The sequence below is a fragment of the Neochlamydia sp. AcF95 genome (assembly GCF_018342455.1).
Taxonomy (GTDB): Bacteria; Chlamydiota; Chlamydiia; order Chlamydiales; family Parachlamydiaceae; genus Neochlamydia.
In genome coordinates, this window is the sequence record NZ_JAEMUC010000058.1 from 1 (window position 1) to 23546 (window position 23546).

At 37.0% G+C, this 23546-nt stretch carries 14 protein-coding genes and 1 tRNA gene; 9 read left to right on the forward strand and 6 right to left on the reverse strand.

Features of this window, described 5'->3' with window-relative positions; all coding sequences use genetic code 11:
* Together NEOC95_RS07195 and NEOC95_RS07200 are read right to left on the reverse strand one after the other, a co-directional pair.
* A partial coding sequence (locus NEOC95_RS07195; RefSeq protein ID WP_213152329.1) for a leucine-rich repeat domain-containing protein occupies positions 1–1293 on the reverse strand: 1293 nt, incomplete at its 3' end.
* Positions 1294–1834: 541 nt separating this feature from the next.
* Positions 1835–3631 (reverse strand): MFS transporter, encoded by a 1797-nt coding sequence (locus NEOC95_RS07200; RefSeq protein WP_213152330.1) that lies wholly within the window; start codon positions 3629–3631, stop codon positions 1835–1837.
* 625 nt (positions 3632–4256) lie between these two features.
* Here NEOC95_RS07200 and NEOC95_RS07205 point away from each other — a divergent pair.
* From NEOC95_RS07205 to recD, 4 genes are all read left to right on the forward strand, one after another.
* Positions 4257–7679 (forward strand): exodeoxyribonuclease V subunit gamma, encoded by a 3423-nt coding sequence (locus NEOC95_RS07205; RefSeq protein ID WP_213152331.1) that lies wholly within the window; start codon positions 4257–4259, stop codon positions 7677–7679.
* A 157-nt stretch (positions 7680–7836) separates the two neighbouring features.
* On the forward strand, positions 7837–8658 hold the full coding sequence (locus NEOC95_RS07210; protein ID WP_213152332.1) for a hypothetical protein: 822 nt from the start codon (positions 7837–7839) through the stop codon (positions 8656–8658).
* Between the two features lie 815 nt (positions 8659–9473).
* Positions 9474–12980 (forward strand): UvrD-helicase domain-containing protein, encoded by a 3507-nt coding sequence (locus NEOC95_RS07215; protein ID WP_213152333.1) that lies wholly within the window; start codon positions 9474–9476, stop codon positions 12978–12980.
* A 57-nt stretch (positions 12981–13037) separates the two neighbouring features.
* Positions 13038–14786 (forward strand): exodeoxyribonuclease V subunit alpha, encoded by a 1749-nt coding sequence (gene recD, locus NEOC95_RS07220; protein ID WP_213152334.1) that lies wholly within the window; start codon positions 13038–13040, stop codon positions 14784–14786.
* A gap of 446 nt (positions 14787–15232) precedes the next feature.
* Here recD and NEOC95_RS07225 read toward each other — a convergent pair whose 3' ends face one another.
* The 4 genes from NEOC95_RS07225 to NEOC95_RS07240 all read right to left on the reverse strand — a co-directional run bounded on the left by NEOC95_RS07225 (position 15233) and on the right by NEOC95_RS07240 (position 18251).
* Positions 15233–15622 (reverse strand): hypothetical protein, encoded by a 390-nt coding sequence (locus tag NEOC95_RS07225; RefSeq protein ID WP_213152335.1) that lies wholly within the window; start codon positions 15620–15622, stop codon positions 15233–15235.
* A 77-nt stretch (positions 15623–15699) separates the two neighbouring features.
* Positions 15700–16869 carry a glycosyltransferase family protein gene (locus tag NEOC95_RS07230; RefSeq protein ID WP_213152336.1) on the reverse strand — a complete coding sequence of 390 codons (1170 nt, stop codon included), beginning with the start codon at positions 16867–16869 and terminating at the stop codon, positions 15700–15702.
* A 452-nt stretch (positions 16870–17321) separates the two neighbouring features.
* Positions 17322–17477, reverse strand: coding sequence for a hypothetical protein (locus tag NEOC95_RS07235; RefSeq protein WP_213152337.1), 156 nt, complete (start codon positions 17475–17477; stop codon positions 17322–17324).
* 288 nt (positions 17478–17765) lie between these two features.
* Entirely contained in the window at positions 17766–18251 is a 486-nt protein-coding gene (locus NEOC95_RS07240) for a hypothetical protein (RefSeq protein WP_213152338.1), read from the reverse strand.
* A 310-nt stretch (positions 18252–18561) separates the two neighbouring features.
* Here NEOC95_RS07240 and NEOC95_RS07245 point away from each other — a divergent pair, with 310 nt between their 5' ends.
* From NEOC95_RS07245 to NEOC95_RS07265, 5 genes are all read left to right on the forward strand, one after another.
* The gene (locus NEOC95_RS07245; protein WP_213152339.1) at positions 18562–20727 is read left to right on the forward strand and encodes a GreA/GreB family elongation factor; all 2166 of its coding nucleotides are present in this window, start codon (positions 18562–18564) and stop codon (positions 20725–20727) included.
* Positions 20728–21336, forward strand: a complete 609-nt coding sequence (gene rdgB, locus NEOC95_RS07250) for an RdgB/HAM1 family non-canonical purine NTP pyrophosphatase (protein ID WP_213152340.1) — start codon at positions 20728–20730, stop codon at positions 21334–21336. It begins immediately after the preceding gene.
* An 8-nt stretch (positions 21337–21344) separates the two neighbouring features.
* Positions 21345–22037, forward strand: a complete 693-nt coding sequence (locus NEOC95_RS07255) for an NYN domain-containing protein (protein WP_213152341.1) — start codon at positions 21345–21347, stop codon at positions 22035–22037.
* A gap of 206 nt (positions 22038–22243) precedes the next feature.
* Positions 22244–23227: a hypothetical protein gene (locus tag NEOC95_RS07260; protein ID WP_213152342.1), complete on the forward strand. Its 984-nt coding sequence runs from the start codon at positions 22244–22246 to the stop codon at positions 23225–23227.
* Between the two features lie 144 nt (positions 23228–23371).
* A tRNA-Ala gene (locus tag NEOC95_RS07265) sits at positions 23372–23444 on the forward strand.
* The last annotated feature ends 102 nt before the right edge of the window (positions 23445–23546 follow it).

Here is a 23546-nt window from a genome sequence, read left to right on the forward strand (position 1 = left end):
ATTTAAGTAAAGCCTTTGCAGCCGAGACAATCGCCCGATTTCTGCAGGCAGGCTGGTGAGCTGGTTTTGATTTAAGTCAAGTTCTTGCAGTTGAGACAACTGCCCGATTTCTACAGGAAGGCTGGTGAGCTGGCCTTGATTTAAGTCAAGCCTGTGCAGCCGAGACAGCTGCCCTATCTCTGTAGGAAGGTTGGTGAGTTGGTTTTGATTTAAGTAAAGCCATTCCAGCTCAGACAGCTGTCCGATTTCTTCAGGCAGACTGGCAAGCTGGTTTTGATTCAATCCAAGCCCTTGCAGATGAGACAATTGCCCAATTTCTTTAGGCAGACAGGTGAGCTGATTTTGATTTAAGTAAAGCACCCGCAGCTGAGACAGCTGACCTATCTCTGCAGGAGGGCTGGTGAGCTGGTTTCGATTTAAGTCAAGTTCTTGCAGCTGAGACAAATGCCCGATTCCTGCAGGCAGGCAGGTAAGCTGGTTTTGGCTTAAATTAAGCCATTGCAGCTGAGACAATTGCCCGATTTCTGCAGGCAGGCTGGTGAGCTGGTTTTGATTTAAGTAAAGATGTAGCAGATGAGACAATTGCCCGATTTCTGCAGGCAGAGTGGTGAGCTGGTTTTGGTTTAAGTAAAGCCCTTGCAGCTGAGACAATTGCCCGATTTCTGCAGGAAGGCTGGTGAGTTGGTTTTGGCTTAAATCAAGCTCTTGCAGCTTAGATAACTGGCATATTTCTGGGGGTAAATAAGTCAAGCCTAATCTAGATAAATCTAGAGCCGTAGTATTTTTACAATTTTCTTCAATCCAATCTCTAAAAAGCTCCCCTTGTTTTTCTAAAGGTAAATACTTGATTTTTTCTTGACTTAAGTATTCCGTTCCACCAGGCAGTGTTTTCCACATTAGCAGGCGATTAATATTTATAAGATAAGAGGAATAATTAGCTAGCGTATAATATCTCTTTTCCTGGGTTTTCCATTTAAATTCTAACTCTACGGGAGCAAGAGATTTAGATAGAGCAAAGGCTTGCCTAAAGATTGCCTTGACTTTTTCTATTTCTGAAGGTCTATCTTCTAGCTTATAAATCCTATCTACAATAAGAGCCTGCTCCTTAACATTTCCTTGAGGAACATGCACTTTACCTATTTGCTTATAAAGGGAAGGCATGACTTCAGTAGCTAACAGGTGGCTCCATCTTTTACAGACGCTAAATAAGGGAGGAGCTACGCAAGCCTCTAAGATAGGGAACAGCAATTCATTGGGCAAGCTTTCAATAGAGACTGAAGAGATAGAATGCATTTTATCTCCTTGGGTAGTGACGGTTTTTCAGCATTTTTATTTTAAAAGGCAATATAAAAAAATTAAAAAAGCAAGTCAAACGAATTCATATCCTTATCACCAGGTGTGTGTGTGTACCAGCTAACCGCCGATTCAGCCTCTTTGCTCCAGCAAAAAAAATAATCACTTATTCCCAGAACCATTTTTTTAACGTCGCCAGCCTCAAACATGATGTAAAAAATGCAACCGGCCTACAATCTAGTCAGGAGGCTTTTATCAAAATTATTTGACAAATACTTTACCTAGCAATTTTCTCAAGTAATCAAGCGTATAAGTAGCATTTTGTCTAGCTTCTGCCGCACTTCGCTTTGGACTAAAAGCTCTTATTATGTTAGCAGCTATTAATTAGAGCATAAACCGCTTTAAATCATGCCAAACAACCTAAAATTTGAATTAAAATGTGGAAAAGAATGATTGATAGGGCATCGAATAAAACTTAAAAAGATAGAATTTTGAATTAATCTTGCAAAACCTGTCTAAAGACCACTACTACTAATATATTTTAGTCTGTAACTAAACAAAGTTCATCTTCAAAATCGTCAGGTATGGGCTGTTCCCCTGGTATTTTAGTATTAAAAGCGATGGAAGCAGGAACACGAAACTTTTCCATCAGCCAGACAAACCAACGGGCCTTTTTATCTTTCATCCCTTTAGAAATAATGACGGGAACAATAGAATAATAGGTTTCATCTAGAATTTTCCTAAAGCTATAAGAATGATTTAACTTCTCGATCTCTTCTTCAATAGCTTCATTTTCTACAAAAATACATACTGAGATTCCCTTGTCCAGCGTCTTTTTTATTGCCATTAAGCATGCTGTATTTCTCTCTAAAGGCTCTATGTCAGGGATAAAAACGACACGTAATAAACGATAAAGCCGGCGCATAAACTTACTGCTATGCCCTTGTTCTTGCTCAATAAAGAAACGCAATCGCCTGCGCTGCGCGCCTAGCATCAGCAAGGTGTCATTCCAGGCGGTATGAGAACAAACATAAATGGTAGGAGTCTCAGGAATGTTTTCTAGACCATAATAATTTACTTGGAAATGCAAACGTGAAAGAATCATTCCAATAAAGCGCGCTAAGTAATCGAAGTACTGATAGCCAATTAGCACTGTAATAAATAAGGTAATGGTTCCAATGATGCTAAAGCTTTTATCAGGACTATATTTTAACATTTCTTCTGTCAAATATAACATAATTGAAGCACACAGCACGCCTATATAACTTAAAAAGTTGGTGGCCGCCACAATTTGTCCTCTATTTTTCTTAGGGCTGGCAACTTGCACATAAGAATCTAAAGGTATCTCATATATTCCTCCAAAAAAACCTACTAGAATCACTAGACCCATAACCATCACTAGATTGTGAGAAAACAAGTCAATCATAAAACAACAAATAGCTACTCCCAAGGCTGCAATAGGAACTAGCCCTAATTCCACCATTTTACCAGATATCTTTCCAGCCACTACTGATCCCGTGCCAATTCCTAATGCTGTTAAAAGGAATAGATAGCCGCCTTGAATATCAGTCAGATGGAGAGATTGGGTGGCAAAGGGGATCATGTTGAGTTGAACAAAAGCACCTAAGAATAGAAAAAAAGCCGAGCCGCATACTGCCATTAATAAGGAAGGATGCAAACTAGCAAGCTTTAAGTTGCTATAAATGTCATAGAGGAATCGAGCATCGTATTTCTTCAAAGAGCCTGCTGGAGGAGTATACTCAATACAAAAGCTTGAAATCACCCCTACTAAAGCAATAACCGTGCAAAATATAGCCGCTACAATGAAATTTCTTCCCGTGATATCTACTAGGAAAGAGGCAAAAAACGTACCCGATATAATAGCCAAAAAAGTAAAAGAGGCCATCAACCCATTGGATTTAGAAATCTTATCATGCGGCACTAATTCTGGTAAAATTCCATATTTGGAGGGACCGAATAAAGCAGTTTGAGCAGCCATCAGAAAAAGAATAAGATAAGATCCCCAGCGGCTTTCATACCAAAAAGCTAAGATACCTAGCATCATAACCATTAATTCTAAAATTTTAGTGAAAGCGATAATATTTCTTTTACTACAGCGATCAGCTAATACGCCTGAAAAGGCAGAAAATAGCAGAAAGGGCAGTACAAATATAGCTCCTGTTAAAGCTAAAATTTTATGTCCATTTTCAATCCCTTCTTGATCAATTAAGAAGTAAACAATCAATAGCTTATAAATATTATCATTAAGCGCCCCCAAAAATTGAGTGACATTTAAATAGGTAAATGAAGAATATTTGCGAATAAGAGAAGTTAACATATTAAACTTATATATTATTTAACAATTTTTACAGTATGGGCAGTGAACTCTTAAGACTCAAGCAAAAAAATAGGATTGGTATTATATAAGGGATGAGAGGAAAAAGTTTCTAGATTTAGACTTTAAAGGCGAAAATCCTTTAGGCGAGCTACCAACCTTATAGGGTACGCGGTGCGAAAAGATTCCTTTTGATCTTAGGCTCCCTTAAGGCTCAAAGCTCAAGAGAAAAAACACAATAGATTTGCAGCCATAAAGCTTGAAGATAAAGTAGCTTTTCTTATAAATGATATTAATTTAAGCTCACTTATACGATTTAAAAAAAATACGCCTAAAGTTTTTTAAGAGACGATTGGCTTTCCACTCGCTACCGCTTTACCTTAAGAAGATCCAAGATTGCAATTACCTAAGCTGCTGCTCAAAAGCGTATAACTTTTAACTTAATGTCTAAATAGACATTTTCTAGCTTCTACACTCAATCTCTAGCTATCTTTTAAAGCCTAGCTTCCTTCTTTTTTTCCCTAGAACTAGGGCTTAAGCAATATATTTTCTTCACAATTTTGTTGCTTGCTATTACAGTGGTTACTTAACGACTAGATAGTTTAAGCTGTTGGTAGAGTAAGCACTTATGATTAAAACTTTTTATAGCAATCGTATTGAAATTCTTTATGATCATCTTAAACAAGGCCTTTTTGGCAGATCCTCTCCCTTTGCACGACGCGTTATCATCGTTCCTACACTGGCCATTAAATCTTGGCTGATTTTGCAATTGGCTAAAGATCCGGAGTTAGAAATTGCCGCTGGTCTAGAAATAATCTATTTGGAGGAGGCTCTAAAAAAGCTTTCTAATTATTTTTCTTCACAAAAAAATTCTTTCTATTATCCTAATGAATTGGAATTAACTTTAGCCATTGAAGCTCACATTCATAAAATGGCTTTTGCTTGGAATACTCTTTCTCCAGCTCAACGAAGGAATTGGTATCCTTTATTCGATTACTTGAAAGTTAATGTTAGCTCCGGCCCCTCTCTTCTATTCTCTAAACGCAGTGCAAAACGTTTAGCCCTATTAGCAGAAACTGTAGCTCAGCTTTTCATGGACTATGGAAAATATGGGAAAGCAATGGTCAACAAATGGAACTCTGATGAGCAAGGATGGCAGCAAGATCTCTGGCAGTCACTCTTTTCCTCCCAGGATAACAACTGGAGTTGTTCTTATCACGAGCCTATTCTGGCTAACGATTCCTTCATCGAATTCCAAGTTCATCTTTTTTCAATTAGCTTTATGGCTAATAGTGATTATTTACTCTTTGAAAAAATAGCCGAGCAATATTCTGTTAATTACTATTTACTATCTCCCTGCTCTATATTTTGGAGCGATATTTTATCTGAAAAAGAAGCAAAAAAAATACAGCAATTTTGGAAAAAGCAAAAGGTTCTTTCCTCTGAGCAGCAAGAGCTAGAAAACTACTTACGCGATAAAAACTTTTTGTTAGCCAATTGGGGCAAGCTAGGACGTAAAATGTCTGAGTTACTAGAACAAAAGGAGCAGGAAACTTATGCTCAGTATGCTCTGCCTCAGTGTCTGCAGATGGAAGAGATTTATTCTGATTACCTCGATGATAATTTAATCTGGGAAGCAAATAAGCATGCCCCCCATCTTTTAGATTATATTCAAGCTGATTTACTGTTCATGCGTAATCCAGAAAATGCCAAAAAAATCCTTATTTCTAACGATACTTCTATTCAACTTCATTGCGCTCCCACAAGACAACGAGAAATTCAAATTCTTTATAACAACCTTTTAGAACTTATTAAAAAAGAAGGGGATATAGAGGCCTCTGATATTATCGTGATGGCCCCTGATATCACTGTCTATGCTCCTTATATTCGACAAGTTTTCGGCGCCCAAAATCCTCGATTAGATTACCAACTACTCGACATGCATGCACTTGCTGAAGATTCGCTTACTAAACAGTTTTGGCATCTGCTTAGTCTTCCTTCGGGCCGCTGGGATGCCGAAGACATTTTATATTTATTCAATTTCTCGACCTTTCAAAAAAAGCACCAAATCTCTGCTGAGGAAGTTTTGCAAATACGCACCTGGTTGGAAGATGTAGGGATCCACTGGGGGGGAGATGCACTTCATCGTAATGAGCTTCTCCAGCAAAGGCATTGCCAAAACATGGTTGAAGATACCCTCAAAGGGACTTGGGAAGGGGGGTTTGCTTGCTTACTCTTAGGTTTAGCTATGGATCAGCTGCCTAAAGATTCTACAGCTTTGATTCGCCCTAATCATGTGGAAACTAGCCAAGCAATCTTGTTAGGAAAATGGATCGCTCTCATGCGAGCTTTAAAAAAAGACTTAAAAAGCTTGGTCGATGGTACAAAAAAAAGTTATCAGGAATGGATTTTAGAGTTACAACGCCTTATCTATACTTATCTTGTGGACAACGACACAGAAGAGGAAGAAAACGAGGATTTATTTAATCAATTAGAAGCCTTTACCCAAGCAGCCTGTTGGCTTCCTGATCATAAAGTCTGCTTTGATGCTTTAAAAAAGCATTTAGAGACTTACCTAAATCACCGGCATTTTACTTTTCAAGAAAATCATCTGCAAACTGTTAAATTTTGTTCAATGTTACCTATGCGTTCTTTACCTGCTAAGGTTATTGCTTTAATAGGTATGAATGAAAGCGTGTTTCCACGTAATGAAAATAGCTCCTCTTTAAATTTAATGAAAGAAAGCAAGACCTGCGACTACTGCCCTACCCGCAATGATTATGACCGTTATCTATTTTTAGAAGCGCTGTTATCTGCCAGAAATTATTTTATTTTAAGTTATACGCATTACACAGGAGACGAAGGAAAAGATCAGGCTCCTTCTCTTGTAGTGATCGAACTTCTCCATTATATAGATCAAGCTTTTGTGCATGCAAAAGGTAAAGTCTCGCCTACCCTTACTTACACCCATCCTTACCGCTCCTTTGATTACCAATACTTCTCTCCAGAAACGCACCTTCCCAACTACTCTTATTATGATTATCAATTAGCCTCAAGTTATTATCTTGCTGACAAAAAGGGTCGTCATCAGTTTCTTCACGATTTTACTCCGCAAATGAAAGTAGAGTTTAATTTTCCTGAAATTGTCCTAGAAATACATCATCTCAAAACTGCTCTCCAAAATCCTATTAAAAGCTTTTTTAACAAAAACTTGGGAATGTTTTTAAGAGAAGAAGATCATTGTTTGCAAACAGAAGAGTCTTTTGTGGTCAATCATTTGCAAATGTTAGATTTTAAAAAAGCTTCTTTAAAAAACAGTGTTAATGAGGCGATCATCCAGGCGGAAAGACAAGGAAAATTTCCTTTAGGCCTTTTCAAGCAAGTAGCCCTTTCTTATATCCATAGCACAATCGCTAAATACCACGAAACTCTTTCCAAGCTTAACGTTGATGTGAGCAAAATTTTTGAGATAACCTTGCATGAACGCTATCATTTTCCTGTCCAGGACGAGAAAGGGTGGAAGCTTCCTCCTCTAGAAATTTATTATAAAGATCGAGTACGTATAAAAATTGTGGGGAGTTTAAGTGAAGTTTCTGAGCAGGGGTTAATTGCCAACATTAGCGGCAACAAAAATGATATCCTTAAGCCCTGGGGAGAATTTGTTATTCTTAGCTGCCTTATCGATCATTATTCCCTTCCTTTGGAAAAACAGCTATTATGCTCAAAAAGCGGCAAAATTAAAAAAGCTTATTCTCCCCATGCTTTTTCAGAGCTAGAACATATTTTAGAATATTACTTTGAAAGTCTACATAATGTATCTCCTCTGACACAAGAATGGCTATACGATTTAGTATTTCACGATCATCAGAGAGTCCAAGCCTCTATGCATCAATCTTTGAATGATAGCTTTAACCCTATCTATAATAAATATCTTCAATGGGTTTGCCGCCCATACCCCTTAAATGCAGCTAATATGATTGAAAATTGGCAACCAAAAGCCCATTCTCTATTCTCTAGACCCTATCAGGAATGGATTTCTCCAGAAGAATAAAAAAAATACTTATTTAAAATTATTAAGCCAGCTACAATTTTTTGTTAGTTTGTTGCTTTAAGTATTCTCTAGATACCTATAGATACTTAAAAATATCTCATAGAAAACACTACGATCTAATTAGGGCGTTATTAATTTAATAAAAATAGACCTTTATATGAATACGCATTCTTTAACTCCTACATTCTCTCACCCGCCTAATTTACCGAATATAGAGCTTTCAAAAAAGAGCCAGTTAAAGGAGACTACAACCGATCATTCAAAAATTAACGCTACCGTTCAACAGAGCCTAGAGCCTTTAAAGCTTACAAGGCCTTTCCTCTCTTCTTTATCGATAAAAATTTCCGACAGCCCTTTAGCAATTACCTTATTATCTAAGCTCCAGGAAATTAATCTTTTGCAACAACACTATTACCTATCCTCCAAAAACACGTGGAACAATATTCCCTGCTTTTCTAGCTTTATTATGCCTCTTTTAAATGCTAAAAATCTTTTAATCCGTCCTGCAACCCCTTCCGAGGCAAAAGATTATTATTCCAATGCACCTATCATCTGTACCTATCCAATGATTGTAATAACTTCAGGATTAGATACCACAGCATTATTGGGTGCCATCGAATATTGGTATAATCCCGAAACTCACAGGTGCGGAATCAATACTTTACAAATTCATAAACTTAAAAAGGAAAACTCTCTAGTAGAAGAGCTGCTTTTTCTATACATCATTTTTGCTGCTAAAGAGCATAGATGTCAGGAAGTTTTTATATGTTTTGAAGAGGAAGAGGAGGCACATGTATACATCCCTTATGGATTTCTTCCCGATGATTGTGAAAGTGAGGAGAAAGAAGAATGGAAGAGCTTATCTTTAGAAAAGCAAAGTGAAAAGATAATGGTAGAAGAAGGCGGGCATTGTTGTTTAAAGTTAAGTGAAGAAAATATGATTTTAATTAATGAAAAATTAAACGCATTACTAAAATAAAATGGCTAAAATGTTAATTAGAAAAATATAATTTACAATTATTTGTTTTTTTAATTTTTAAATTCCTAGCCCTAAACTTTAAAAACTATTTTTATGCTCTTTTTTTTGCCTAAAAGAGATAAAAAACCTAAGGCTAGTCTTTAGCATTATTGATAGTTTGTGGATTTGCTCCTGATGCAATCGCTTGCTTTATAAAAAGAGACTTAGTAGTAAAGTAACAGCTTTCAAAGGGAGGAGCATGCAAATTTCAAAGCCTATTAGAGGTTATCTTAAAAATTTTCTTTTGTCTTATTAATTTAGCTTAACATCTACTTAATCTCGATAAATAGATTTAATTCTCCCTTTAGAGTGGTTTAAGCTACCCGCTTTAAGATTGCTTTAATAAGGTGCAAAAAGATAAAGGGAAGAGAGGGATTTTAAGGTATCTTCTAAAAGAGCTCTGGTAATTTTCCAATAATTTTTCTTTAAGAAGAAGTAAAAAGACTCATCTATTTTTTTGCCTTTTATTGATGCTAATTAGTGCTTTTTATCTCTCCTTTGTATTGATGTACCTAACGCCCATGAAGAATATGAAAAAAGAGGATAAGGTGATAGGAGAGGAGAAGATTAAAAGATAGTTAAAAAGGATAGGCATTATTCAGATTACACAGCTTTAGCATTTTAGCAAAAACTAAAGAAAAAACGAAAAATCTTTCACTTAACTCCTCTAAAGCAAATCTTTTAGATCCAATTAAACCTCCTATTTTGCTATGCTTCATTTCTCTACTTTATTAGTTTTCGCCTCTATCTTAAAAAGGATCTTTGCATTTAAGAGTATGAAGAGTTTTGATGTCCTGCATAGAAGTTTAAATTTACGCCAGCATTATTTACTTGAAGCCTCAGCAGGTACTGGTAAAACCTTTTCCATCGAAAATATTGTAATACGCTTGTTAATTGAAGAAGATCCTGAAGTACAAGAGCCTTCTCTTCTTGAACAAATTTTAGTGGTTACATTTACACGAGCAGCTACTCGCGAGCTAAAGACTAGAATTAGAAATAAGATAGAAGATTCCTTATCCCTTCTTCAGAAATTCTCTAAGGAGGAAGCCTGTGATTATTTACAGGCTGTCATGGAACAAGGAGATGCCCAAGTTGAGAAAGCCAAAAGGCGCTTAGAGCATGCACTAGCCACTTTCGATCAAGCTCAAATTTATACGATCCACGGTTTTTGCCTGCGCATGTTGACCAACTTTTTATTTGAAAGTGATTTTAGCATGCATAAAGGATCCTTTAAACAAAAATCTTTAACAAAACAAGAAGTTTTTCAATTGATTCGCGACTTCTTCCGTACAGAGATACGGCCCCACATTTTTAGCCCTGTGCAATTGCAGATCGTGCTACAAGCCCATGGTAATCGTCTAGAAAAAGTCCAGGAAGCCTTATTAAAATATTTAACAAAGGATTGTGAGATAGCAGCTACTTCTGATTTTTCCTCAGACGTAGAAAAGTTTTGCAACATCATGCGAACTTTAAAAAAAGAAAGAGGATGGCTACCCGAGAAGATGCAAGAAGATGTTGAACGCCAAATAAGCTTTTATAAAAGCATTAGAAACAAAAGCACAAGCTCTATCTATACTTTTATTGAGTTATTTAGGAAAGATAGTTGGAATGCTGATGATTTTGATCTCCTACTTAAAGAAGGATTATTTATTTGTGAATTTTTTGCCCCCAATAATCTTAATAAAAAGAAATCCCCTAGTCTTCCTAAAAATTCTTCGCTACATTACCCTGAGCTAGTTCCAATTCTTACTCAATCGCTCTATCCTCTTGTACAGCAAGCAAAAAGCTATGAATTTATATTTGCCCGCCTAGTTTTCTACTGCCGCCTGCTAATGCACAAATATCTTTCCGAAGAAGAAAAACATCAGGAAAATGATTTACTTAAGCATATGCTTAAAGCCATCAATTCCCCTTCCTTTGCAGGTAAAGTACGCTCTCTTTATCAAGCTGCCATTATCGATGAGTTTCAAGATACCGATCCGGTGCAATGGAAAATTTTTAATAGATTATTTTTAGAGAATTCTACCTGCAAAATTTATTTAGTCGGTGATCCTAAGCAATCTATTTATGCTTTTAGGCAAGCAGATATCTATACCTACCTTTCTGCTGGAAAATCTTTAGGCCTTGCAAATCGAGCTTCTTTAGATACTAACTATCGTTCTCAACCCTCGTTAGTACAAGCTTTGAATACTTTATTTAAAGCATGCCCTGGATTATTTTCTTTACCTTCCCTAGCTGAAGAAGCCTACTTGGATTATTCTGAAGTCAAATCTTCTCCTCATATCAAAGAAAGAAGATTTTCAGACGAGCAGGGTAGCATTCATTTCTTTCAAGCCTCTAGCGTTTCCAAGTCAACTCAAAGATTCCCTTCAGAAGAATGCGAGGAAAAGTTTTTCTTTCCTTTTATGACGCAAGAAATCACACGTCTGCACAACTTAGACGGCTTCAAATTCAATCAATTTGCTATTTTAATTAAAGATAGATTTCAAGGTCAGCGCTTAGCCTATTATTTTGATCGCCATCATATTCCCTATCATTTACAAAAGCAAACCTCGTTGACAGAATCCATTGCTTGGGAGAGTCTTAGAGAATTATTAGTAAGTATATTAAATCCAAGAAATGAAAACTATGTTAAAATTGCCTTAGGAGGCCCTATATTAGGATGGAATTACACTGAAATTAAAAAATTAGAAAATCCAAATTTTTTAGAGCGTATCTTAGCTGAATTTTATGCGTTTAAACGCCATTTATCTCAAGAAGGTTTTTCTACTTTTTTTCAGTGTTTTATGCAATCTACAGGAACTATGGATAGCTTAAGTGTAGCTGAAAGGCTTATGAAAAGAGAAGGCGGAGATATATTTTATGATGAGCTTACTCAAATTGCCTGCTTACTGATGGAGTATCAAAATGAGCACCCCGCAAGCCCTGAGCGGCTGATTGCTTTCTTGGATGAATATAAAAACATGGGGGTAGAGGATGAAGAACGCCTTAAAAAAGTTACTGATCCTAGCCGCGAAGCTATTTCTATTTTAACCACACATAGCAGCAAAGGTCTAGAATATGATATCGTCTTCGCTTATGGACTGGTAGGTCGCACTCAATCAAGAGATCGCCTGATTCCTCAAAAGGAGGGAACCTCTCATTATCTAGTCCCCTGCTTAGACAAGCAGTCTGCCTCCTATACTAAATATTGCGAAGAGATGGATGCAGAGAAGATGCGTCAGCTTTATGTAGCTATGACGCGTGCCAAGTACCGCTTGTATGTACCTGTAGCTGTAGGTGATAAGCCCTTAGAAATAGAATGTGGAGGAGCCTCTCCTATGGATATCTTCTTAGCACGCTTAGGACAAAAGAATTGCAGTTATCAAGAGCTTTACAGACGGATCAAAGAGGGTGATGGCTATCAGCTACAAAATTTTATCAAGGCTTATCCAGAGGCCTCCATTACCTATTCACTATTAGAGGAAGCATTTGATGAAGTAACCCCTCTAAAAAGTCAAAACATTCCCCCTCTTGTGCCCCCTCCTCTTGTGGAGATTCCAGGCGAAAAAAACTTTATTCAATCTTTTACATCTCTTACGCGTTACAAGAAGGCTTTAGCAAGCAGAGATCCTTACTCTTTAGACCTCGCTAATGCAGTGCCTCATAATTTTCAAGCTCCTTGCAAAAATGCACACACTCTTCCCTCTGGAAATGTCACCGGAAAGCTACTACATAAGATTTTAGAAATTATTCCTTTTTCGGTTGTAAATGAAATTTCTTCTGCTAACGATTTAAGAAGCTGGATTCATCCATTAATTCAAGAGACTGATTATCATCCGTGGGAAAAAGTACTTTGCGAGATTACCTATGAAGCCCTACACATAAAAATTAACGAAGATTTTTGTCTTAAAGATATACATCCTTCCTTACTTTATCGTGAGACAGAATTTCTTTATCCTAGTGAAAAAGAAATGTTGGTGGAAGAGCTTCAATGGCATACAGGTTTTTTTAAAGGAGTCATTGACCTAATATTTTTTCATAATCATCATTACTACATTCTTGATTGGAAAAGTAACTGGCTAGGTCCTAACATTGAATCCTATGACCTTGAAAAGATGAAAGCCGCTATGGAACAGCATGATTACTATTTTCAAGCCCATATTTATTGCGAAGCTGTAAAGCGTTACCTAAAACTAGTAGACAAACGACCTTTTGAAGAAATTTTTGGAGGATGCTTTTACATCTTTTTACGCGGGCTTAATGCCGGTACAGGAAAACCTACAGGCGTCTTAAAAATCTGATCTTAAGAGCATCTAGATAAGAAATAAAAACTTTTCCCCTTATTTAAATAAAAAATCATGCCATCTTTACAAAACATCCATTTAATAGATAAGCTTAAGAATAATCAAGCACTCACCTTGGTAGATTGGGCTTTAGCAGATTATTTAATTAAAAGCTATAATGCCTCCGTAGATGCCCTGCCGCTCCTTCTTCATCTCTCTCAATCCGCTCGGGCAGGTCATTTATGTATAAAAGTTTCTGATGCCGAAGTTTTACCTAAACCCCAAGATGTATGGGAAGTGCAGGAGCAGAATAATTTCTCCGCAGAGGAATGGCAAGAATTAGAACGATTAATTAGCCGCAGTACCTACCATCTTCCTCCTTCTTTACTTCACCTGATTACAGAAACAGAAGACACAGTTCCTCCAACTCCTTTATGTCGCTTAAATGATCTTTTTTATTTTCAAAAGTATTGGCTATACGAACATCGTTGCTTACGAGAATTTCATCACCTTTTAGACCAAAAAGCTTCGCTTGAGCTTGATAAAGCACTTCTCCAAGCTAGCCTTACCCACCTTTTATCTACTAACAGCTTACTTCCAGAGCAAGCCCAAGCTATTGCTCAACTAGAAAACCAATCATTAACTATTATATGCGGCGGACCTGGAACCGGTAAAACTTATACGGCAGGTTTACTTATTAAGGTATTTTGGAATAGCCTGAATAATACTCAAAAAGATAATTGCCGTATTGCTTTAGCTGCCCCTACTGGAAAAGCTGCCGCGCAGCTACAGAAAAGCTTAAATAAAGCAGTTAGTGATCTGGTCGGTTTCTCACCCATCAATGCTACCACTATTCACTCTTTACTCGGCCTTAAATCAAAAAGCCTATCTTCTTCCCCCCCTCTCATTAATGCTGATTTATTAGTGATTGATGAATCTTCAATGATTGATATTCGTTTGATGTCTTTACTTTTTCAAGCACTTAAGCCTGGTGCTCGCCTTATCATGCTTGGAGACCCTTATCAATTGCCACCTATTGAAGCAGGCTCTTTTTTTGCAGACATGACCTGCCTTTGTAAACCCCATCAATTCATTGAACTAAAAAAATGTCTACGCTCAGAGTTAAAAGAAATCATTGACTTAGCCGAGGAGATCAAAAAAGGAGAAAGCCAGGCAGCCTTACACCGCTTACAATCTTCAAGAAAAGCTCTGCACTTTACGAGATTGGGCAAAGATCTGCCAGCTTTTTCTATTCAGCAGCAGCTATGGTTAAAGGTAGAGCCTTACCTATCATGGGAGGAATCAAATATTTCCGAACTCTCCATGAACCATTTCCGCATTCTTTCCCCTCTTCGAAAAGGGCCTTTAGGAGTAGATCAATTGAATGCTTTTTTCTACAAAGAAATTTTAAAGAAGACTAAAGCTCATCAACGCATGATTATTCCTATTATCATTACTACTAACGATTCTACAAGAGATCTATATAATGGGGATGTAGGCTTTCTTGTCAGACAAAAGCCTCACCAACTAGAAGGTCATGTGCAAGCAGGGGACTATGCTCTCTTTGCAGATAAAAAAATACCTGCTCTTTTGCTACCTAATTATGAATATGCTTACTGCTTATCGGTACATAAAAGCCAGGGTAGTGAATTCAATCATTTGATTCTATTGCTGCCGGAAGGTAGTGAGCATTTCGGTCGGGAGCTCATCTATACAGCCATTACCCGCGCACGCCAGCAAATTGAAATCTGGAGCCAGACAGACTCTTTTGAAAAAGCCTTAAATAAATCCACCTCTAGACTTTCAAGATGCTCTAAAAAATAAGGAAAATTTGTTAAAAACTTAAATATTTCAAAAACTTAAAATTTAATTAAAATAGCAGGTATATTTTTTTCTTCTATAGTTTTGGCGGCACTGAAAGGCCAGCCAAGCTTTCCTCAGAAATAAAATTATTTTGGTCAATAGACCAAGCTTTATTTTAAGTTAGCCCCTCTACACTTTTATTTGCAGCTAAAGCTGTCTAACCTTTAATAAGCAATTGCTAAAAGAGTCATCTTTCCCACCTTTTGCTATTGCATCCAATGCCTCTTTTAATAAAAGGAAAAGGCATTCGATGCAATGAGTAAGCTTCCTATTCGACCTATAAAGCAACTTAAAAAGTTAAAGCACTTATTATCGCTAAATAAAAAATTAAAGTTTTAAGCGTTCACTTTTTCCATTTAACTTAAGCTAAAAAAGAGCTTTGCAACCCTAACGATTTCTCTAATTTTCTAGCAAAAAAAGGTGAATTTAAATTTGTTTTTTTTAAATTGATAAGGGGCAATAATTATTTGATGGGCTTGAACATCTATTTCCATCAAGAGGCTACGCTGATTGCTAAATAAATGAGATAGCAAATGCTCAAGTTCTTTACACAGTTCTGACTGCTTATAGTATTTTTCAGGGATAGCAAGCGTGGCTTTACCGCTCTCTTTAAGATTTAAATGCAAAGGCAGTTCAATCGTTTTACCACTTAATAGGGTTATACAAATGATAGAGTCAGAGCTAAAATTTCTTAAGACCACTTCATCTAACGGTATATTTAAACTCGAGGTAAGCGCCCCTTCATAATCTCCTGGCAAGGCAGCGGATTCAGAAAAAGATTGTAATTTAGAAGCCATGAACTCCTCCTTCGTGTTAAAGTTAAAAGAAAACTCCCTATTGCTTTTTCTTGATGATAGCAAATTTTCAAATCCTATCAGGTTTTTAACATACCTGCTTCGATCCTAGGGAAAAGGTTCTTTTCAAACTCCCGAATGCGGGCGTCCCAGGTATGGTAAGTCATTACAATTTCTCTGCCGTTTTCTGCTACCTGTTGGCGGTGATCTTCGTCAGCTAAATAGTCCACGATCATTTGATTAAGATTGAGCAGACCATGGTATTGATAAAAGGCGATATCTACATCATGGGAAAAGAAATTTTTTAAATAATCATTTTCATTAGTAATGACAAGGGCCCCTGCCGCCAAAGCAGTAAAAATACGCTCATGGGCTCCAAATTTATTTTTGATACTGCTATTGAGTACGATTTTACTTTGTTTCATAATTTCGATACTTTTTTCATAGGTAACAGCATCATGAGTAATGATATTGCTTTGGTTTTTAAAGTAACTTTTCCAATTTACTTTGTCAACACTATGGCCAAATACATGTACAGGCACTGTGTGAATAGCTTTAAGGATATCAATTCGCTCTTTTCCTTTAATATAGAGTTCTACATCTTTTAATAGGCTAATGATATCTACCTCCGCAGTACGTAACTCAGGATGATTATAGTAGGCCCACTGAACCTTTCCCAGGGTAGCTTCAATAAAAGCTAACTGGGGATTTAAAAAAGTTTGCTCTACCGCTTCATACATCGCCTCGCAGACCTGTAAAGGGTATTTAAGGCGCCATTGCTCTCGTCGTGCTTCGTAATCGATGAAAGTGGCAAGCATTGATACCTCAAAGATTTTTTCAACCTCAGAATCGGTGGTTAGATCTGATTCTACAGCGTGAGGAACAAAGAACGCCTGATGAAAATTGGTATTTTTAAAAGCGGTCACACTAGAAAAATCATCGCATCCTATAATCACATAGGGAGAAGAAATTTCGCTTAAAAAATGATAAAAAGGATCGACAATTAAGCTCAGGTAAGGCTTTTTGAGAATATCGCTATAAGGTATTTGATCATGACGAGGTACTCCATTAAATCCTACGATTAAGTCCGGTGGATCTAAAAGCATGACTTTTAAAGCTTCTGTAGCATCTTCAAAAAACCTAGCTTCATAGCCAGCTCTTATCCAGGCTTCATACAGCTTTTTCGTAAAATGATGAAGCACCCTATATTGGCTGCCATAAGGTGTTATTAAATCGACTTTTTTGACCATAAATCCTGCTTTGCTAGGTTGATCCTCGAAATTTGTAAAGTAAGTGGTAACTTTAATAAATTCTTAGACTGCTGGTTCCCGGTAGGCTTAAATTTCTGCAACTTTACCGCTCAGCTTTCCTATCCTCTATTCTATTTATAAAAGAGAAACCCAAAAGTAATTCACTTGTTCATGCCACTCCGCTCGATTTTTCTTAAGTGCTAAAAAGCTATATTAAAAAGCTTTTCTAAAAAGCTCTTGTACGTAAATATTTTATAAGTCAGGATCCACTGCCATCGTCTAGAGTTGCTAAGAGCTTTTTAAAAATTTACTCTACCTCATCATTCAAAGGCTTTTTAAAGGTTACAGCTAAGCCCTTAGCGGCTTTCTCCATAAACTTATAAAGCTAACCTACCTAACGGGAGGTTGAGTTCATAATAGTTCGGACAAAAAACATCCCCACCTTGCCTTTCTTATCCGCTTTTAACTGAGCCATAATCTGTAGATAATTCAATCAGCTCCACAGCCATGAGTACACTACTTACTGTTGATCCATGATTTGCATAAAGGGCTTGTACGTTAAGAACTCTCTGGGCAAGAGTTGTTGTTATATGAGCAGCTTTATTCATAGCTTTGCAGATAGCTTACAGCTATTTTCAAGGCTCTTAAAGTCGGCAGAAACTTTCTAGCTACTGCAGGAAGAGAGCCTGACGGCAGCAAAAGAATACTTAAGGTCCTTAATAATTTTTAAATTAAATAAGAGTTATTTTATTTTCGTTAGCTTTCCTCCTTCTTTTTCACAACGCTTTATCTTTAGCTATAAGATAGGGAGGCAAGCTAGCAATAAACTTGCTTAAATGATTACAGGGATTCCTAAAAATTTTAAGGAAAAGATGGGAAATAACAGGACTAAAGCCTTACATAGGAATCCAATTCTTGCGCGCTGCTAGTGTTTTTGCTTTTCTCTCTTTTGCTATTCCGCTCGCTTTTAGCATATGCCCTGCTTGAAGAGTTTTAGCTTTTTTAGCATAAATTTTTAAAACATCATGTACCTTTTTCTCGAGTTGATCTCTTTGCAGCTGGATTTTTTGCCACATTTCCGGGGAGAAATTACTAGGATTATCTAGATAATTCCTAACTTGATGGGTTGAAAGTCCTGCATTTCCATAAATTTCATGCATTCTAGATTGAATATCTTCTTGCATTCTATACATTTTATTTAGCATTTCATTAATTTCAGGATCTCCATGCAGCTGTAAAATTTCATCCGTTTTAAGAAAATCAACCTCTTCCGTAGGGAGTATCTGCCTTTTTTCATGCCCAGATTCATGGTTTTTTGATACCAATCTTGTAGTAGAATCTTTAACTGCTTCAAAAATGTTTTTAGCTTTTTTGTCATTCATAGAGACATTTTCCTAATAATGGAGATAAATAGAAGGTCTATTTTCTTAATATCAAAAAAATTTTTAGACGTAAACAAGACTATAAATAATTAGTGGTTCGATTACAAAAATACAAGTCAAGAGATTGAGCATAAACGACTTACCTTATATAAAAGTCTATCTATTCTTCTCTTTTAAGCTCGCAAAATCCCAATCCAAACTATTTGGGAAATCCCCCTTTACACTATACCTTTTAGAAGCTATACTATTTTAATACTATCTTTAAAAAATAAATTTTTTAACAATTTTAACTAATAAGGGGCTATCTACCATGGGTTATCTGGAGGAATTTCAGGCACTGATTAATCATCGAAACTTTGCCAAGTTCTTACAACTTTGGGAAGAATATTGCACCTGCGATATTGTAGAGGTAGAGGAGCTAGATTATTTGTTAAAATTAATAAAAACATCAGATTTTGCCGCTCCTTTTGGAAAAGTCGTTGAAACGGCTCTACCTCTCTGGGAAAAAATTGAGGAACCTACAGGAAAATATCAGATTATCAAGCTTCTTATCGATCTGCAGACAACTCATACGCCCCGCTTAGCAGAGATTGCTCTAGAACAAATCAACAAGCGCTATCAGAACGATCCATTGCTGAATGAAAGATTAAAATTAGTGGGGCTACGTACTAAAGAAAATTTTCAATCAGCTCTTGCTAATTATGATTTACTTGCTCATATGGCTAAGGGTAAGTTTGTATTCCATACAGGGGGATGGGGTACAGGAGAAATTGTAGACCTTTCTGCTCTTAGAGAGCAGGTAACGATAGAGTTTGAAAATGTAACGGGCCGTAAACACCTTACCTATGCTAATGCTTTCAAGACCTTAATCCCTTTAGAGGATAATAAATTTCTTGCCCGCCGTTTTTCTAATCCAGATCAACTTGAACAAGAAGCCAAAGAAAATCCAGTAGAGGTAATCAAACTCCTTCTTCGTGATCTAGGACCCAAAAATGCGGCAGAAATAAAAGAAGAACTTTGCGAGCTGGTGATTCCTGAAAATGAATGGGCTAAATGGTGGCAAGGAACCCGTAATAAAATAAAAAAAGACCCCCTAATAGAAAGTCCCTCTCAACTTAAAGAACCGTTCCGTCTAAGAAAAGCCGAGCTCACGGCTGATGAAAGAATGGACAAAGCTTTGCAAAATATTAGCAGCATTAATGAATTTATTCAGTCTTCTTATAATTTTGTCCGTGACCTGCCCAATGCGCGTAAGAATCAAGAAACCAAAAACACCTTAAAGGATAAGCTATTAGATCTTTTATCAGATCCCACGATAACTCCCGAACAAGAACTACAGATCTATGTGTTTTTAGAGAGCATGTTTGCTCATCAGGTAGAGGGAAAAACAGCAGAAAGCTTAATTAAAATTTTCAAAGATGTCCCTCAAATTATCAATAATATCGAAATTCAAGCCTTAAGAAAACGAGTGTTAAGCCTTGTTAAAGATTTTCGCCCTGATTGGCCAGAAATATTCTTACAGGTGTTGTTTTCCAATCAGCAAAGCCCAATAAGAGATTATATTCTCAAAGAGCTCAACCAAAGCGAAACCAAGGGGTTACTAAAAGAGAAACTTTCTCAGATGCTTACTCACCCCTTTGAGTCCCCTGAAACATTTGTATGGTATTTCCAAAAGATAGCTAATAAGGAAGATACGACTCTTCCCTTCCATGATAAGGAGGGCTTGACTCAGTTTTTTGAAGCCTTCCTTGTTCTTCTAAGCCATCTAGAGAGTAAAGTAGAATATCGCGATTTAGTAAAGAAAATTTACAATATGATTATTAATAAGCGATATGCTTTAGTCCGCTTTATTCTGGAAGGTACTTCCTTAGAGTTCATCAAAGAATTCCTTCTTCTAGTATCAAAATGTCAAACTTTTACCGACCATGATAATAAAATTTTACGTTCGTTAGCTGAGGTGGTGCATCCTACCCTAGCAGAAGCTAAACATAAGAAAAAACATTGGGATGATAATGTCATTTGGACTACAGAAGAGGGATACATGCGTATCCAAGAAAGGATCAGACAAATTGGCACTGTAGAGATGGTAGAAAATGCCCGCGAAGTAGAAGCAGCTAGAGCATTAGGAGATTTACGAGAAAACTCTGAGTATAAATTTGCCGTCGAAAGAAGAGGACGTCTGCAAGGGGAGCTTAAAGTTCTATCAGATCAGCTTAAGCTTGCTCGCATCATTACTAAAGAAGATATTCTTCAAAACGAAGTGGGCATAGGAAGCGTAGTGGAGGTCGTAGATAGCGCCGGAAATCAAACGGTGTATAAGATTTTAGGACCCTGGGACGCTAATCCTGAAGAGCATATTCTTTCTTTTCAGTCCAAATATGCCCAAGCTATGCTAGGCTGCAAGGCAGGAGAGGCTTTTAAATTTAGAGACGAGAATTATTCTATCGCAAAAATTAGTAGTTTTTTAGGAGATTAAATGGAGCTTATTCTCGCCACTCAGAATGTCCATAAAATTCGTGAATTGCGAGACATGTTAAAATCTTATAAGGAAGTGGCACATTTAGATATTTTATCTCTTCTTAATTTTCCAGATTATGCAGCCCTCCCGGAAGAAGGATCTTCTTTTAAAGAAAATGTTGAAAGAAAAGCCTTGCATGCTGCTAAAAAACTAGGCAAATGGGTGTTAGCAGATGACTCGGGACTGGTGATACCTGCCTTAAAGGGAGCGCCAGGAATCTATTCGGCCCGTTATTCAGGCTTAGAGGCCACCGATGGTGAAAATCGCCAAAAGCTTTTAGCCGAAATGCAGGGCTTAGAAGATATTGAACGAACAGGTTACTTTGAATGCTGGCTTTCCTTAGCTTCTGCCGAAGGGATAAAAAAAAGCGTGCATGCCACCTGTGAAGGACTCATTATTAATCAAGAGCGTGGGCGTCATGGCTTTGGTTATGATGCTCTCTTCATTAAACATGATTATGACAAAACTTTTGCTGAGCTTGATGAACAGACCAAAAATAGGATTTCTCATCGCCGTAAAGCAATTGAAAAATTAATCCCTTCTCTTGAAATGCTCAAAGATTGCTGATAAGGAGTATGCACTATTTCATTGATGGCTATAATTTAATGTTTCGCGTGTTAAAAGCCGAGAAGGAGCTGCAAACCCAACGAGAAATTATTATCCAAGACTTAAATAAAAAAATTCATCTGCTAGGCCTCCATGTCACCATCATTTTTGATGCTCATCATCAAGCAGGAGAAAGTTCACGTACACATCTGCAACAACTAGAAATTATTTTTACAAGCGCGGGAGAAACCGCAGATGAACGTATCTTGCAGGAATTAAAACATAGTAAAAATCCTCGGCAAGAAACCATTATTACTTCTGATAAGAAGTTAGCTTGGCTAGCCCGAAGGCGACATGCTAGGACAGAAACTGTTGAAGATTTCTTAGTATGGCTGAATGCTCGCTATCAAAAAAGACTTAAACACTCTAAACAGCAGGCTCCTCTAGAGATTAAGCAAAAACCCCTCCTACGCTTTCCCCCCAAAAAAGCTCTTTTATCTAAGCCTCTTGCTTCAGTAGAAGGGTGCTTCGAATTTTATCTCCAGCAGTTTGAAATCTCTTTTCAATCGATGATTAATACTCACTCCATCAAAAAAAAAGAAGTGACCCATCAAGCAAAAAGAGATGCTAAGGATTCTAATAGAGAATTAGATAAGGAATTAACAATGATGGAAAGATGGCAAAAAGCATTTGAACGAGATCCAAGCTTAGATGAAATTTAAACCTCTGAAAATCAATAAAGTTCAAGATCTTTTTTAAGCTTTTGGGCGGGCTTATCATCATATTAATATTGCTTTCTGTAGAATAAATTGGTAAAAGGATTTTTAGATTAACTTTACTTTTTTTATCTTCTCTACCTTCTCTTTTCTTCTTACCTCATTAAATTAAGATAAATTTTGTACTTTATAGGAATTAACAAGGAGAAACCGTGATGTCCTCAGCAGTCAGTACCCCTCAAAATGCTTATCAAAGCCAAATATTCGCTAAAAATTTTTATAAGGAAAAGCTTTTGTACCCTTCTACTAATAAGCATACTATCACCTACACTCATAAAGAAATCAAAAGCCTTAGTTTGTTGCTAACTAATGACTCTCAAGATGACAATAAAAAAATGGGTAAAATCATTAAATCTGTAGCCTCTTTAGCAGAGTGCATCATTCATATTCTCATTCAACAAGCTGAAGAAAGCAAGCAAACAGCTCTTTACTATCAATTCCAGCTAGCTATCAATAAGGAAATCTCTACCCTGGTAACCATTTATTCCCTGCTAGAGGCACGCAAAGTTAATCCCCGGGCTCTTGCTTTGATGCATGTAATTAATACACTTATGCAATCTCTTTTTTTTAATGAACAGATTAAAAATTCCTGGAATACTCTGCTGGGAAATAAGAAAAACTCTTGTAGATCCTCTCTTAATTCTTCTTCTACCAAGCAAGAGCCTGCAGCTTCCATGCCCTTAACGAAAGTAAAAGCTTCATCTTCTGCTGGGACATTTGAAGGGCCTTTTATTAATAATGAATATGCCATTTATGCTCATCCAAAAGTATGTATAGATACGGCCGATCTAGAGTTCAGCGATGATAATGAAAAAGATGAAAAGAAGATGCGTAATATTCAAACGGCAGTAGCTGCGATAGCTATCTCCATCTTATGCTTCGATGATTATCAAAAATCACATGCCCAGGAAGGGAAAATGATTGCTAAGATCGCCACTTTGCTAAATAAGGAGTTAGCATGGTTAGCCGTCATTTACGGACTGTTAGATAGGCAAGAGAATCATTCCTTACTAATCGAGCAAAAAGTCCAGGCAATGAAAGATGTAGTAGAAACCACCATTGCCTCCCTCTCTACGATTGAGTATGTTAACAAATGGTGGAAAGCCTACCTAGAGAAAAGTAATAGTACCGTCTAAAAATACTCTACTAGCCTCTTCGTACCAAAGCTATTAAGCGACATCCATCATAAGAGTATGCCGCTTAATGAAAAAATATTTAAAAGAAGAGGGATTCTTCTTGCTCAAAAACAAGCTTCATCATACAATTTTTGTTTTGCTTGAGGGGCGTTAGCTCAGTTGGTAGAGCGCTACAATGGCATTGTAGAGGCCAGCGGTTCGACCCCGCTACGCTCCAATTATTCCCTCATCTATCTTCAATTGTATTCTTCGCAACTTCAATTGACTAGCCCTTAAAAAATTTTGAGCAGATGGGCAATGAAAAAATACAATCGTTTCT

Bases quoted from the DNA above. Each gene is read 5' to 3' on its own strand.
- rdgB (WP_213152340.1), top strand. From the start codon at position 20,728: ATGGAGCTTATTCTCGCCACTCAGAATGTCCATAAAATTCGTGAATTG.
- NEOC95_RS07240 (WP_213152338.1), bottom strand. From the start codon at position 18,251: ATGAATGACAAAAAAGCTAAAAACATTTTTGAAGCAGTTAAAGATTCT.
- NEOC95_RS07205 (WP_213152331.1), top strand. From the start codon at position 4,257: ATGATTAAAACTTTTTATAGCAATCGTATTGAAATTCTTTATGATCAT.
- NEOC95_RS07210 (WP_213152332.1), top strand. From the start codon at position 7,837: ATGAATACGCATTCTTTAACTCCTACATTCTCTCACCCGCCTAATTTA.
- NEOC95_RS07245 (WP_213152339.1), top strand. From the start codon at position 18,562: ATGGGTTATCTGGAGGAATTTCAGGCACTGATTAATCATCGAAACTTT.
- NEOC95_RS07255 (WP_213152341.1), top strand. From the start codon at position 21,345: ATGCACTATTTCATTGATGGCTATAATTTAATGTTTCGCGTGTTAAAA.
- NEOC95_RS07215 (WP_213152333.1), top strand. From the start codon at position 9,474: ATGAAGAGTTTTGATGTCCTGCATAGAAGTTTAAATTTACGCCAGCAT.
- NEOC95_RS07230 (WP_213152336.1), bottom strand. From the start codon at position 16,869: ATGGTCAAAAAAGTCGATTTAATAACACCTTATGGCAGCCAATATAGG.
- recD (WP_213152334.1), top strand. From the start codon at position 13,038: ATGCCATCTTTACAAAACATCCATTTAATAGATAAGCTTAAGAATAAT.
- NEOC95_RS07225 (WP_213152335.1), bottom strand. From the start codon at position 15,622: ATGGCTTCTAAATTACAATCTTTTTCTGAATCCGCTGCCTTGCCAGGA.
- NEOC95_RS07200 (WP_213152330.1), bottom strand. From the start codon at position 3,631: ATGTTAACTTCTCTTATTCGCAAATATTCTTCATTTACCTATTTAAAT.
- NEOC95_RS07235 (WP_213152337.1), bottom strand. From the start codon at position 17,477: ATGAATAAAGCTGCTCATATAACAACAACTCTTGCCCAGAGAGTTCTT.